The organism is Enterobacter cloacae complex sp. 677-3DZ2D5B (assembly GCF_004136695.1).
In the GTDB taxonomy this organism is placed as follows: Bacteria; Pseudomonadota; Gammaproteobacteria; order Enterobacterales; family Enterobacteriaceae; genus Enterobacter; species Enterobacter hormaechei_C.
On the sequence record NZ_QFLS01000001.1, the window covers coordinates 152,837 to 165,388 of the forward strand.

Below are 12,552 nucleotides of genomic sequence, written 5' to 3' on the forward strand. Positions count from 1 at the left end.
GAATATGTGGTATTTCGCATGGATTTTAGGGACGCTTCTTGCCTGTGCGTTTGGTGTCATCACTGCCCTGGCGCTTGAGCATGTAGAAGCGACCAAAGCAGGTGAAGAAAAGCACTAATGAATATTATCGCAACCTTATATGCGGTAATGGATAAGCGCCCCTTGAGGGCGCTTTCCCTCATTATGGCATTACTGCTGGCAGGCTGTATCTTCTGGGACCCGTCGCGCTTCGCGGCGAAAACCAGCGAGCTTGAAATCTGGCACGGTTTCCTGATTATGTGGGCTGTGTGCGCAGGCGTGATTCACGGTGTCGGCTTTCGTCCGAAAGCGCTACACTGGCAGGGCATCTTCTGCCCACTGATTGCCGATCTGGTTCTCCTCGCCGGTTTGATTTTCTTCTTCTTCTGAATAAGAAATGTCCGTTAACGTTATGGGCTTACCATGGCCCATAAAAATTTACTCTCCGTTTACTTTCCCCCATTCCAAACCATCATTCCCGCGCGTATAGTAGCGAAGTTTGAAAGCTCCAACTTTTCTTGTATTACCGGGATGTAAAGTGAATACAACGCTGTTTCGATGGCCGGTACGTGTCTATTACGAAGATACCGATGCCGGTGGTGTGGTCTACCACGCCAGCTACGTTGCTTTTTATGAACGGGCACGCACAGAGATGCTGCGCCATCATCACTTTAGTCAACAGGTGCTGTTGGCTGAGCGAGTTGCCTTCGTGGTACGCAAGATGACGCTTGAGTATTTTGCGCCTGCCAGACTCGACGATATGCTCGAAGTTCAAACAGAAATTACATCAATGCGCGGAACTTCACTGGTTTTCACGCAGCGGATAGTCAATGCAGAGAACACGGTACTGAACTCAGCTGAAGTCCTGATTGTCTGTGTTGATCCAACCATAATGAAGCCTCGTGCGCTTCCTAAGTCTATTGTCGCGGAGTTTAAGCAGTGACTGACATGAATATCCTTGATTTGTTCCTGAAGGCAAGCCTTCTGGTTAAACTTATCATGTTGATTTTGATTGGTTTTTCAATCGCATCCTGGGCCATCATCATCCAGAGAACGCGTATCCTTAATGCCGCCGGCCGCGAAGCCGAAGCGTTTGAAGATAAGTTCTGGTCGGGAATTGAGCTTTCTCGTCTGTACCAGGAAAGCCAGGGACGCCGTGATAACCTTTCAGGCTCCGAACAAATTTTCTACAGCGGTTTCAAAGAGTTCGCTCGCTTACATCGCGCTAACAGCCATGCGCCGGAAGCCGTGGTAGAAGGGGCGTCGCGTGCGATGCGCATCTCCATGAACCGCGAACTGGAAAATCTTGAAACGCATATTCCTTTCCTCGGAACCGTTGGCTCCATCAGCCCGTATATCGGCCTGTTTGGTACGGTGTGGGGGATCATGCACGCCTTTATCGCCCTGGGGGCGGTGAAGCAGGCAACGTTGCAGATGGTTGCACCGGGTATCGCAGAAGCACTGATCGCGACCGCAATCGGTCTGTTCGCCGCAATTCCGGCGGTAATGGCGTACAACCGTCTGAACCAGCGCGTGAACAAACTGGAACTGAACTACGACAACTTTATGGAAGAGTTCACCGCGATTCTGCATCGTCAGGCGTTTACCAGCACCGAGAGCAACAAGGGGTAAACCATGGCCAGATCGCGTGGACGAGGTCGTCGCGAGCTCAAGTCCGAAATCAATATCGTTCCGTTACTGGACGTGCTGCTGGTGCTGCTGCTGATCTTTATGGCGACAGCGCCCATCATCACCCAGAGCGTGCAAGTTGATCTGCCGGATGCGACAGAATCACAGGCGGTAAGCACCAATGACGATCCTCCGGTCATCATTGAGGTTTCCGGCGTAGGGCAGTACAGCGTGGTGGTAGAGAAAGATCGTATGGATCAGCTTCCGCCAGAGCAGGTTATTGCTGAAGCGCAACGACGTCTGGAGTCAAATCCGAAGACGGTCTTCTTAATCGGTGGTGCGAAAGACGTACCATACGATGAAATTATCAAAGCGCTGAACTTGCTACATAGCGCGGGCGTTAAGTCAGTTGGCTTAATGACTCAGCCTATTTGATCATCTGCGTAGTTTTTGGGAACCGATAGTGTCAAAGGCAACCGAACAGAACGACAAGCTTAAGCGAGCGATAATCGTCTCCGCAGTGCTGCACGTAATTCTTTTTGCAGCGCTGATCTGGAGTTCGTTCGATGAGCACCTTGATGCATCAGGCGGCGGTGGGGGCTCGTCCATCGACGCCGTCATGGTGGATCCCGGTGCGGTAGTGCAGAACTATAATCGCCAGCAACAGCAGCAGGCGAGCGCAAAACGCGCGGAAGAACAGCGTGAAAAACAGGCGCAACAGCAGGCGGAAGAGCTGCGTGAAAAGCAGGCCGCCGAGCAGGAACGTCTGAAGCAGCTTGAGAAAGAGCGTTTGCAGGCGCAGGAAGCCGCTAAAGAGCAGGCGGAGCAGCAGAAACAGGCTGAAGCCGCAGCGAAGAAAGCTCAGGAACAGCAGAAGCAGGCGGAAGAGGCGGCAGCCAAAGCCGCGGCAGACGCGAAGGCGCAGGCAGATGCTCAGGCTAAGTTAGCCGCAGAAGCCGCGAAGAAAGCGGCTGCTGATGCGCAGAAGAAAGCGGAAGCCGAAGCGGCGAAGAAAGCCGCTGCTGATGCGAAGAAGAAAGCAGAAGCCGAAGCGGCGAAAAAAGCTGCCGCTGACGCACAGAAGAAAGCCGAAGCGGAAGCCGCCAAAAAAGCTGCGCAGGAAGCAGAGAAGAAAGCGGCTGCCGATGCTGCGAAAAAAGCGGCCGCCGCCGAGAAAGCTGCGGCAGAAAAAGCCGCCGCTGCGGAAAAAGCCGCTGCGGAAAAAAAAGCGGCAGCTGAGAAAGCCGCTGCTGATAAGAAAGCTGCTGCTGAAAAAGCCGCAGCTAAGAAGGCCGCTGCTGCGGAAAAAGCCGCTGCCGCAGGGGTTGACGATCTGCTGGGCGATCTGAGCTCCGGTAAGAATGCACCGAAAACGGGCGGAGGGGCGAAAGGAAGTAACGCAGCACCGGCAGGAAGTGGTAACACTAAGAACAACGGTGCTTCTGGCGCTGAGATCAATGACTATAAGAATCAGATTGCCGCGGCTATTGCCAGCAGACTTAACGATAAATCGCTCTATACCGGGAAAACGTGCCGACTGCATATTAAACTGGCTACGGATGGTATGGTGCTGAGCGTTGAGTCAGAAGGGGGAGATGAAGCGTTATGCCAGGCTGCACTTGTGGCAGTGAATCAGGCAAAACTGCCAAAACCTCCATCACAGGCTGTCTATGAAGTGTTCAAAGACGCTTCGCTGAACTTTAAGCCATAAGCAGAGCTGCTGTTATCCGGTTCTGATAGTTTTGTGTATTTGAGTTTGTTAACCTTCTGCTAAATTATCCAGGACTTATTGTTCGGATAAGGGAGATATGATGAAGCAGGCATTACGATTAGCTTTTGGTTTTTTAGTACTGTTGACGTCAGCAGTGCATGCCACAGTAAGCATCGACATTACCGACTGGAACGACTCAGCGCGTCCAATCGGTGTCGTTCCGTTCCAGTGGGCAGGCCCGGGCGCTGCGCCTGAAGATATTGGCGGCATTGTTGCAGCTGACCTGCGTAACAGCGGTAAATTTAACCCCCTGGATCGTTCTCGTCTGCCGCAGCAGCCGGGTACAGCTCAGGAAGTTCAACCTGCTGCATGGTCTGCACTGGGTATTGATGCCGTGGTTGTCGGACAGGTTACTCCTGCGCCAGACGGCGGCTATAACGTCGCTTATCAGCTGGTGGATACCGGCGGTGCGCCGGGTACCGTTCTGGCTCAAAACACGTATAAGGTGAACAAGCAGTGGCTGCGTTATGCAGGCCACACGGCGAGTGACGAAGTGTTTGAGAAGCTGACCGGTATTAAAGGTGCGTTCCGTACCCGTATCGCGTACGTAGTACAGACCAACGGCGGCCAGTTCCCTTATGAGCTGCGCGTCTCTGACTACGATGGTTACAACCAGTTCACCGTACACCGTTCACCACAGCCGCTGATGTCTCCGGCATGGTCTCCGGATGGCTCTAAGCTGGCGTACGTGACCTTCGAAAGCGGCCGTTCCGCGCTGGTTATCCAGACACTGTCTAACGGTGCTGTGCGTCAGGTTGCGTCATTCCCACGTCACAACGGTGCGCCTGCGTTCTCTCCGGACGGTACCAAGCTGGCGTTTGCCTTGTCTAAAACCGGTAGCCTGAACCTGTACGTGATGGATATTGGTTCTGGTCAGATCCGTCAGGTCACGGATGGTCGTAGCAACAACACTGAGCCAACCTGGTTCCCGGACAGCCAGAATCTGGCATTTACGTCTGACCAGGCAGGTCGTCCACAAGTTTATAAAGTGAATATCAACGGCGGAGCAGCGCAGCGTATTACCTGGGAAGGTTCTCAGAACCAGGATGCTGACGTCAGTGCCGATGGTAAAACAATGGTAATGGTCAGTACTGCGGGTGGTCAGCAGCACATTGCCAAACAAGATCTGGTAACGGGGGGCGTACAAGTACTGTCGTCAACGTTCCTGGATGAAACGCCAAGTCTGGCACCTAACGGCACCATGGTAATCTACAGCTCTTCTCAGGGGATGGGATCCGTGCTGAATCTGGTTTCTACAGATGGGCGTTTCAAAGCGCGTCTTCCGGCAACTGATGGACAGGTAAAATCACCTGCCTGGTCGCCGTATCTGTAATAATAATTAATTGATTACTAAAGGAATCTTAGAAATGCAACTGAACAAAGTGCTGAAGGGGCTGATGATCGCTCTGCCTGTTATGGCAATCGCAGCGTGTTCTTCTAACAAGAACGCAAGCAATGACCAGAGCGGCGAAGGCATGATGGGTGCCGGCACCGGTATGGACGCTAACGGCAATGGCAATATGTCTTCTGAAGAGCAAGCGCGTCTTCAGATGCAGCAGTTACAGCAGAACAACATCGTTTACTTCGATCTGGATAAATACGACATTCGTTCTGACTTCGCTGCAATGCTGGATGCGCACGCAAACTTCCTGCGTAGCAACCCGTCTTACAAAGTCACCGTAGAAGGTCATGCGGACGAACGTGGTACTCCGGAGTACAACATCTCCCTGGGTGAACGTCGTGCAAACGCTGTTAAAATGTACCTCCAGGGTAAAGGCGTTTCTGCTGACCAGATCTCCATCGTTTCTTACGGTAAAGAAAAACCAGCAGTACTGGGTCACGACGAAGCGGCTTACTCCAAAAACCGTCGTGCCGTACTCGTTTACTAAGAGAATTGCATGAGCAGTAACTTCAGACATCATCTGATGAGTCTGTCGTTACTGGTTGGAATAGCGGCCCCCTGGGCCGCTTTTGCTCAGGCACCAATCAGTAGTGTCGGCTCAGGCTCGGTAGAAGATCGAGTCACTCAACTCGAGCGTATTTCTAACGCTCACAGCCAGCTTTTAACTCAACTCCAGCAGCAGCTTTCCGATAACCAGAATGATATTGATTCCCTTCGTGGTCAGATCCAGGAGAGTCAGTATCAGCTTAATCAGGTTGTGGAGCGCCAGAAGCAAATTTTGTTGCAGATGGATAGCCTGAACAGCGGCGGAGCAGCAGCACAGCCAGCAGCAGGCGATCAAAGCGGTGCGGCGACGCCTGCACCTGCGGCAGATGCCTCCGCGTCGTCTGGTGCGCCTGTACAGAGCGGTGACGCGAATACGGACTACAACGCGGCCATTGCCCTGGTGCAGGACAAATCGCGCCAGGACGATGCTATCGTTGCGTTTCAGAACTTCGTTAAGAAGTACCCTGATTCCACTTACCAGCCAAATGCGAACTACTGGCTGGGTCAGTTGAATTACAACAAGGGTAAAAAGGATGATGCGGCGTTTTATTTTGCCTCTGTGGTGAAAAATTACCCGAAATCACCGAAAGCGCCTGATGCGATGTATAAAGTCGGCGTGATCATGCAGGACAAAGGCGACACTGCAAAAGCCAAAGCGGTTTATCAGCAGGTGGTTGCGAAATTCCCGGGTACAGACGGCGCCAAACAGGCACAAAAACGTTTGAGTTCGATGGGTTGATTATCGCATGACCAGAAATCGCGTTATTTCTGGTCGTGCAGCATGATTCCTAAGCAGTTAAGTGATCTTCATCGAAATTTTTGTTGCGCAGAATTCTTAAATCAGTAATATATGCCGCCGTTGCCACGGGATATCAAACAACGTGAAAGCAGCGCAAAAGTGGGTCGTTAGCTCAGTTGGTAGAGCAGTTGACTTTTAATCAATTGGTCGCAGGTTCGAATCCTGCACGACCCACCACTTAAAGCAGTTCCGGCAGTACAGAGTGGGTGATTAGCTCAGTTGGTAGAGCATCTCCTTTACACGGAGGGGGTCGGCGGTTCGAGCCCGTCATCACCCACCACTCGGGTCGTTAGCTCAGTTGGTAGAGCAGTTGACTTTTAATCAATTGGTCGCAGGTTCGAATCCTGCACGACCCACCAATTTTATTGGTACCGAGTGATAATTCAGGCAACACCCGAATGGGTCGTTAGCTCAGTTGGTAGAGCAGTTGACTTTTAATCAATTGGTCGCAGGTTCGAATCCTGCACGACCCACCAGCCTGAATAGATTTGAAGTACATCCCGTAAGGGGTCGTTAGCTCAGTTGGTAGAGCAGTTGACTTTTAATCAATTGGTCGCAGGTTCGAATCCTGCACGACCCACCAATGTAAAAAGGCGCCCTAAAGGCGCCTTTTTGCTATCTGTCGTTCCCCAGTGCTTTGTAGGTCGGGTAAGGCGAAGCCGCCACCCGACAAATGCTGCCGGCACCAATTCCCGATGACATTCCACCTAATATTCGCTATCTTGTTTAGTATATAAAACACCATTGCCGTCATTTTTGCTATCTACCGCAAAACAAAGGCAATATTGTTAAGCCAGTAAAACGAGAAGCCATAATGAGTGTGATGTTTGATCCCGAAACCGCAATCTATCCCTTCCCGCCGAAGCCAGCGCCGCTAAGCCGGGATGAGAAGCAGTTCTATCGTGAGAAAATTAAGCGCCTTCTTAAAGAGCGTGATGCGGTGATGGTGGCGCATTACTACACTGACCCGGAAATTCAGCAGTTGGCAGAGGAGACGGGCGGCTGTATCTCAGACTCGCTTGAGATGGCGCGTTTCGGCGCTAAACATCCTGCCTCCACGCTGCTGGTTGCAGGTGTGCGCTTCATGGGCGAAACGGCAAAAATTCTCAGCCCGGAAAAAACCATACTGATGCCGACGCTGAATGCCGACTGCTCCCTTGACCTCGGTTGCCCGATTGATGAGTTCACCGCCTTCTGTGATGCCCACCCTGACCGTACCGTGGTGGTCTATGCCAACACGTCTGCGGCGGTGAAAGCCCGGGCGGACTGGGTAGTGACGTCCAGTATCGCCGTTGAGCTGATTGAACATCTGGACAGCCTGGGGGAGAAAATCATCTGGGCGCCCGATCGTCACCTGGGAAACTACGTACAAAAACAGACCGGTGCTGATGTGCTGTGCTGGCAGGGCGCCTGTATCGTCCACGATGAGTTCAAGACCCAGGCGCTGACCCGGATGAAAGGCTTATACCCGCAGGCCGCGATTCTGGTGCACCCGGAATCCCCGCAGTCCATCGTCGACATGGCGGATGCCGTCGGGTCAACCAGCCAGCTTATTCATGCTGCGAAAACCCTGCCGAACAAGCAGCTCATCGTGGCGACCGATCGCGGTATCTTCTACAAGATGCAGCAGGCCGTGCCGGAAAAAGAGCTGCTTGAAGCGCCAACCGCCGGAGAAGGGGCGAGCTGCCGAAGCTGCGCGCATTGCCCGTGGATGGCGATGAATGGGCTCAAAGCGATTTCGGAGGCGCTTGAGAACGGTGGCGCAGCGCATGAGATCCACGTGGATGCCGCTCTGCGTGAAGGCGCGTTAATTCCACTTAACCGTATGCTGGATTTTGCGGCTACACTACGTACTTAACTTATTACGCCCCGGAGAAAAAATGGATTTTTTTAGCACACAGAACATCCTGGTTCATATCCCGATTGGTGCGGGCGGCTATGACCTGTCGTGGATTGAAGCGGTGGGTACGCTGGCCGGTTTACTCTGTATCTGGCTGGCCAGCCTTGAGAAGATCAGCAACTATGCGTTCGGGCTGATAAACGTCACGCTGTTTGCGATCATCTTCTTCCAGATCCAGCTCTACGCCAGCCTGCTTCTACAGCTGTTCTTCTTCGCGGCCAATATCTATGGCTGGTACGCCTGGTCTCGGCAAAACAGCCAGCAGGAGGCGGAGTTGCAAATCCGCTGGCTGCCGTTGCCTAAAGCCATCGCCTGGTTCGCGGCCTGCGTGGTGGCTATCGGCTTTATGACCGTCTTTATTGATCCGGTATTTGCCTTCCTGACGCGCGTGGCGGTCTCGGTGATGTCGGGGCTGGGATTGAACGTCACCCTGCCTGAGCTTCAGCCGGATGCCTTCCCGTTCTGGGATTCCTGCATGATGGTGCTGTCGATTGCCGCAATGATCCTGATGACCCGTAAATACGTTGAGAACTGGCTGTTGTGGGTGGTGATTAACGTGATTAGCGTGGTGATTTTTGCCCTTCAGGGCGTTTATGCCATGTCGCTGGAGTATATGCTCCTGACCTTCATTGCTCTCAACGGCAGCCGCATGTGGATTAACAGCGCGCGTGAGCGTGGCTCTCGCGCGCTTTCCCGTTAATGATGATGTGCGTGTGAGTGGCCGGACTGCGCCTCGTTAAGGTGGCAGTCTGGCCCGCTGCAAGGCTGGTACTCCATCTGGATAGTGGAGTGCGCAATCTCATAGTGATGCTCGAGGAAATGCTGAATACGTTCAAGCAGCGCGTCGTGATCGTGGGGTGGAACAACCTGAACGTGCAGCGTCATAAGAGGTTTCTCACCCACCAGCCAGACGTGAACGTGATGGACGTTACGAACCTCAGGAATGGAGCGACTCAGGTTGCGCTTCAGTTCGCCAATATCCAGTGATGTGGGCGCGCCTTCCAGCAGCTCATTGACGCTCTCTTTTAACAGCCGCCAGGCGCTGCGCAATACCAGGCACGATACCAGCACGGAAAGAATCGGGTCGATAGGGGTCCAGCCCGTGCCCATAATGATCAGCGCGGCCACAATCGCACCAACAGAACCCAGCAGATCGCCCAGCACATGAAGCGCCGCGGCCCGTACGTTCAGATTTTTTTCACTGCTGCCGCGGTGCAATATCCAGAACGCCAGAATATTGGCGACCAACCCGGCAATGGCGATAACCATCATTGTCGTCCCGGCTATCGGTTGTGGATGCCGAAAGCGCTGAAAAGCCTCCCAGACGATAAGAATAGTAATGACCACCAGTGCAATCGCATTCACAAAGGCGGCAAGCGTGGTCAGTCTGAGCCAGCCAAAGGTGTGGCGGGTATTGGGAGGGCGACGGGCAAACTGCACGGCCAGCAGAGCAAACAGGAGCGCGGCAGCGTCGGTCAGCATATGCCCGGCATCGGCCAGCAGCGCCAGCGATCCGGATATCAGCCCGCCTGTGACCTCAATAATCATAAAGGTGGCAGTGACGCCAAAAGCCAGCAAAAGCCGTTTGGCATTTTCATCGCCAGTGGAGTGGGAATGGGAGTGGGAGTGCGCCATGGTATCGTTCCTGATTTATTATAATTTTTAGTGTAGCGTTTTTAAGAGCTTAAATAAAAAAGGAGAGCATTCGCTCTCCCTGTTTTACCTTATGGAAGGTTACTGGGTAGTACCGTCCGTTTTGGTATTGGCATCGCTGCCCACTTTGTCATTCGGGTCCGGGCATTTCCCGTCTTTACAGACTGAGTTTTTATGCACCTCGTCGGTAGTCATACCCTCATGGTTCATTGTGCCTGTGTTCGTCCCGCCAGTATTGGTATTGCCCGTGTTGATATTACTGTTATCAACATTGTTTGGCGCGATATTCTGTTTTGCATCCGGCGCAACCTGGCCTGCTTCGGCAGCGGCATTCGCGTCGCCGTTGCTGCCGGATGAGCCTGCATCAGCAGCCAGTACGCTACCGCTTGCCAGGGTAAGGGTTGCCGTCAGGAAAAGCGTAGTCAGTTTCGTCATTTTCATCATGGTGCTCCTGTTCTTATCGTTACGCTGGATAACATTCTCCAACAGTGCATCTTGTTCAGTGGCGAAAGATTCCGGACTCCTGAATTATGTCAGGATGGAATCGCGTATAAATATTTATAAACAGTCGTTACAAGTAAAAAGCTTAGGCCAGATCTCATTTTTCGCTATTTTGTTGCGTATTTTAGGCGAATTCCAGGAATTATCTGCGCGAAGTGTAAAAGCCCGTTTACACTTCGTGGCCGACAAGTTAGATTGAAAGGATTGCTTTCATTACTAAAGATATGGCAGAGCCGGAAAGAAGATGAATTATCAGAACGACGATTTACGCATTAAAGAGATCAATGAGTTATTACCTCCCGTAGCGCTCCTTGAAAAATTCCCCGCCACCGAAAATGCCGCCAACACGGTGTCTCATGCCCGCAAGGCGATCCACAAGATCCTGAAAGGTAGCGACGATCGTCTTCTGGTAGTGATCGGGCCATGCTCCATTCACGATCCTGCTGCGGCCAAAGAGTATGCGTCGCGTCTGCTCGCCCTGCGTGAAGAGCTGAAAGGCGAACTGGAAATCGTGATGCGCGTTTATTTCGAAAAACCGCGTACCACCGTGGGCTGGAAAGGGTTAATCAACGATCCGCATATGGACAACAGTTTCCAGATTAACGACGGCCTGCGCATTGCGCGTAAGCTGCTGCTGGAGATCAACGACAGCGGGCTGCCTGCTGCCGGAGAATTCCTCGATATGATCACCCCGCAGTATCTGGCTGACCTGATGAGCTGGGGCGCTATTGGTGCGCGTACGACTGAATCTCAGGTTCACCGCGAGCTGGCGTCTGGCCTGTCATGCCCGGTGGGTTTCAAAAATGGCACTGATGGCACCATCAAGGTCGCCATTGACGCCATTAATGCGGCGGGCGCGCCGCACTGCTTCCTGTCGGTGACCAAGTGGGGCCACTCGGCTATCGTGAATACCAGCGGTAATGGCGATTGCCATATCATACTGCGCGGCGGTAAAGAGCCTAACTATAGCGCTAAACACGTAGCGGAGGTAAAAGCAGGGCTGGAGAAAGCAGGTCTGGCACCGCAGGTGATGATCGATTTCAGCCATGCCAACTCCAGCAAACAGTTCAAAAAGCAGATGGAAGTCGGCGCAGATGTGTGTCAGCAAATCGCCAGCGGTGAACGCGCAGTGATTGGGGTGATGATTGAGAGCCATCTGGTTGAAGGCAACCAGAACCTGGAGGGCAGCGAGCCGCTGGTCTACGGTAAGAGCGTGACGGATGCCTGCATTGGCTGGGACGATACCGATGCGATCCTTCGTCAGCTGGCGGATGCGGTTAAAGCGCGTCGCGGCTAAGTATGTCGCGGGTAATAAAAAAGCGTGGATTTCTCCACGCTTTTTTTATGTCCGGCAAATATTACTTCGCTTTACCCTGGTTCGCCACGGCTGCCGCTTTTGCAGCGATTTCGTCGGCGTTACCCAGGTAGTAATGTTTAACTGGCTTGAAGTTTTCGTCGAACTCGTACACCAGCGGCACGCCGGTAGGGATGTTCAGCTCGAGGATTTCATCTTCACCCATGTTGTCCAGGTATTTCACCAGCGCACGCAGGGAGTTACCGTGAGCAGCGATAATGACGCGCTCGCCGCTTTTCAGGCGTGGCAGAATGGTTTCGTTCCAGTAAGGCACAACGCGGTCGATGGTCAGCGCCAGGCTTTCGGTCTGCGGCAGTTCAGCCTCAGTCAGCTTCGCGTAACGCGGATCGTGGCCCGGGTAGCGCTCGTCATCTTTGCTCAGCTCTGGAGGCGTAACCGCAAAACCACGACGCCACTGCTTAACCTGCTCGTCACCGTATTTTTCTGCGGTTTCCGCTTTGTTCAGACCTTGCAGCGCACCGTAGTGACGCTCGTTCAGTTTCCAGGATTTCTCAACCGGCAGCCAGGCCTGATCCAGCTCGTCCAGAATGTTCCACAGGGTATGGATGGCACGTTTCAGCACAGAGGTGTAAGCAAAGTCAAAGGTGAAGCCTTCTTCTTTCAGCAGTTTACCTGCCGCTTTTGCTTCGCTCACGCCTTTCTCGGACAGATCAACGTCATACCAACCGGTGAAGCGGTTTTCGTTGTTCCACTGGCTTTCGCCGTGGCGCACCAGGACAAGCTTAGTATTAGCCATTTCTTACTCCTCAAGCATTTTGAATGATAACAATTCTCATTATATTGCCGTGACTGTGCCAGCAGCAACGCTTAACCCTAACCATAGCGAAAATAGTTCGAGAGTGTAAGATGCATGTGAATCCAGGGTTATGATTTTGTCTGCGATCGCCGCTATTTTCAGCAAGGCGGAGATAAAAAAGCCCTCGCGGTGAGGGCCAGGCTTTTTTGCCGGATGGCGCTT

15 protein-coding genes and 5 tRNA genes are annotated in these 12,552 nt (G+C 52.9%); 17 read left to right on the forward strand and 3 right to left on the reverse strand.

What is annotated here, in order from left to right:
- Positions 1-4 precede the first annotated feature (4 nt).
- From cydX to pnuC, 16 genes are all read left to right on the forward strand, one after another.
- Positions 5-118 (forward strand): cytochrome bd-I oxidase subunit CydX, encoded by a 114-nt coding sequence (gene cydX / locus DD597_RS00745; protein WP_003858598.1) that lies wholly within the window; start codon positions 5-7, stop codon positions 116-118.
- The gene (ybgE, locus tag DD597_RS00750) at positions 118-408 is read left to right on the forward strand and encodes a cyd operon protein YbgE (protein ID WP_003858596.1); all 291 of its coding nucleotides are present in this window, start codon (positions 118-120) and stop codon (positions 406-408) included. The genes cydX and ybgE overlap by 1 nt, the downstream gene beginning before the upstream one ends.
- 148 nt (positions 409-556) lie before the next feature.
- Entirely contained in the window at positions 557-961 is a 405-nt protein-coding gene (gene ybgC, locus DD597_RS00755) for a tol-pal system-associated acyl-CoA thioesterase (RefSeq protein ID WP_003858593.1), read from the forward strand.
- Positions 958-1,650, forward strand: a complete 693-nt coding sequence (gene tolQ, locus DD597_RS00760) for a Tol-Pal system protein TolQ (RefSeq protein ID WP_003858590.1) — start codon at positions 958-960, stop codon at positions 1,648-1,650. Before ybgC ends, tolQ begins: the two co-directional genes overlap by 4 nt.
- 3 nt (positions 1,651-1,653) lie before the next feature.
- The gene (tolR, locus tag DD597_RS00765; RefSeq protein WP_045896416.1) at positions 1,654-2,082 is read left to right on the forward strand and encodes a colicin uptake protein TolR; all 429 of its coding nucleotides are present in this window, start codon (positions 1,654-1,656) and stop codon (positions 2,080-2,082) included.
- Between the two features lie 28 nt (positions 2,083-2,110).
- Positions 2,111-3,358 carry a cell envelope integrity protein TolA gene (gene tolA, locus DD597_RS00770; RefSeq protein ID WP_045896418.1) on the forward strand — a complete coding sequence of 416 codons (1,248 nt, stop codon included), beginning with the start codon at positions 2,111-2,113 and terminating at the stop codon, positions 3,356-3,358.
- A 100-nt stretch (positions 3,359-3,458) separates the two neighbouring features.
- Positions 3,459-4,751: a Tol-Pal system beta propeller repeat protein TolB gene (tolB, locus tag DD597_RS00775; RefSeq protein WP_017384962.1), complete on the forward strand. Its 1,293-nt coding sequence runs from the start codon at positions 3,459-3,461 to the stop codon at positions 4,749-4,751.
- Between the two features lie 34 nt (positions 4,752-4,785).
- Positions 4,786-5,307 carry a peptidoglycan-associated lipoprotein Pal gene (gene pal, locus DD597_RS00780; RefSeq protein ID WP_003858578.1) on the forward strand — a complete coding sequence of 174 codons (522 nt, stop codon included), beginning with the start codon at positions 4,786-4,788 and terminating at the stop codon, positions 5,305-5,307.
- Positions 5,308-5,316: 9 nt separating this feature from the next.
- Positions 5,317-6,105, forward strand: a complete 789-nt coding sequence (cpoB, locus tag DD597_RS00785) for a cell division protein CpoB (RefSeq protein ID WP_003858574.1) — start codon at positions 5,317-5,319, stop codon at positions 6,103-6,105.
- Between the two features lie 161 nt (positions 6,106-6,266).
- Positions 6,267-6,342, forward strand: a tRNA-Lys gene (locus DD597_RS00790).
- Between the two features lie 27 nt (positions 6,343-6,369).
- Positions 6,370-6,445, forward strand: a tRNA-Val gene (locus tag DD597_RS00795).
- A 3-nt stretch (positions 6,446-6,448) separates the two neighbouring features.
- Positions 6,449-6,524: transfer RNA gene (locus DD597_RS00800), tRNA-Lys, on the forward strand.
- A 41-nt stretch (positions 6,525-6,565) separates the two neighbouring features.
- Positions 6,566-6,641, forward strand: a tRNA-Lys gene (locus DD597_RS00805).
- A gap of 31 nt (positions 6,642-6,672) precedes the next feature.
- Positions 6,673-6,748: transfer RNA gene (locus DD597_RS00810), tRNA-Lys, on the forward strand.
- A gap of 231 nt (positions 6,749-6,979) precedes the next feature.
- Complete coding sequence (gene nadA / locus DD597_RS00815) at positions 6,980-8,023, forward strand: quinolinate synthase NadA (RefSeq protein WP_045894965.1); 1,044 nt, start codon at positions 6,980-6,982, stop codon at positions 8,021-8,023.
- A 22-nt stretch (positions 8,024-8,045) separates the two neighbouring features.
- The gene (pnuC, locus tag DD597_RS00820; RefSeq protein WP_045894963.1) at positions 8,046-8,765 is read left to right on the forward strand and encodes a nicotinamide riboside transporter PnuC; all 720 of its coding nucleotides are present in this window, start codon (positions 8,046-8,048) and stop codon (positions 8,763-8,765) included.
- Here the strand turns inward: pnuC and zitB are convergent.
- A complete protein-coding gene (zitB, locus tag DD597_RS00825) occupies positions 8,762-9,700 on the reverse strand; it encodes a CDF family zinc transporter ZitB (RefSeq protein WP_045894962.1) in 939 nt (312 codons plus the stop codon). The genes pnuC and zitB overlap by 4 nt on opposite strands.
- A 99-nt stretch (positions 9,701-9,799) precedes the next feature.
- Positions 9,800-10,159 (reverse strand): protein YbgS, encoded by a 360-nt coding sequence (locus DD597_RS00830; RefSeq protein WP_003858566.1) that lies wholly within the window; start codon positions 10,157-10,159, stop codon positions 9,800-9,802.
- A gap of 304 nt (positions 10,160-10,463) precedes the next feature.
- Between DD597_RS00830 and aroG the strand changes: the two genes are divergently transcribed.
- Positions 10,464-11,516, forward strand: a complete 1,053-nt coding sequence (aroG, locus tag DD597_RS00835; RefSeq protein WP_003858564.1) for a 3-deoxy-7-phosphoheptulonate synthase AroG — start codon at positions 10,464-10,466, stop codon at positions 11,514-11,516.
- Positions 11,517-11,577: 61 nt separating this feature from the next.
- Here aroG and gpmA read toward each other — a convergent pair whose 3' ends face one another.
- A complete protein-coding gene (gene gpmA / locus DD597_RS00840) occupies positions 11,578-12,330 on the reverse strand; it encodes a 2,3-diphosphoglycerate-dependent phosphoglycerate mutase (protein WP_003858562.1) in 753 nt (250 codons plus the stop codon).
- Between the last annotated feature and the right edge of the window lie 222 nt (positions 12,331-12,552).

Bases quoted from the DNA above. Each gene is read 5' to 3' on its own strand.
- gpmA (WP_003858562.1), bottom strand. From the start codon at position 12,330: ATGGCTAATACTAAGCTTGTCCTGGTGCGCCACGGCGAAAGCCAGTGG.
- tolR (WP_045896416.1), top strand. From the start codon at position 1,654: ATGGCCAGATCGCGTGGACGAGGTCGTCGCGAGCTCAAGTCCGAAATC.
- tolB (WP_017384962.1), top strand. From the start codon at position 3,459: ATGAAGCAGGCATTACGATTAGCTTTTGGTTTTTTAGTACTGTTGACG.
- pnuC (WP_045894963.1), top strand. From the start codon at position 8,046: ATGGATTTTTTTAGCACACAGAACATCCTGGTTCATATCCCGATTGGT.
- nadA (WP_045894965.1), top strand. From the start codon at position 6,980: ATGAGTGTGATGTTTGATCCCGAAACCGCAATCTATCCCTTCCCGCCG.
- pal (WP_003858578.1), top strand. From the start codon at position 4,786: ATGCAACTGAACAAAGTGCTGAAGGGGCTGATGATCGCTCTGCCTGTT.
- DD597_RS00830 (WP_003858566.1), bottom strand. From the start codon at position 10,159: ATGAAAATGACGAAACTGACTACGCTTTTCCTGACGGCAACCCTTACC.
- aroG (WP_003858564.1), top strand. From the start codon at position 10,464: ATGAATTATCAGAACGACGATTTACGCATTAAAGAGATCAATGAGTTA.
- ybgE (WP_003858596.1), top strand. From the start codon at position 118: ATGAATATTATCGCAACCTTATATGCGGTAATGGATAAGCGCCCCTTG.
- cpoB (WP_003858574.1), top strand. From the start codon at position 5,317: ATGAGCAGTAACTTCAGACATCATCTGATGAGTCTGTCGTTACTGGTT.
- zitB (WP_045894962.1), bottom strand. From the start codon at position 9,700: ATGGCGCACTCCCACTCCCATTCCCACTCCACTGGCGATGAAAATGCC.
- cydX (WP_003858598.1), top strand. From the start codon at position 5: ATGTGGTATTTCGCATGGATTTTAGGGACGCTTCTTGCCTGTGCGTTT.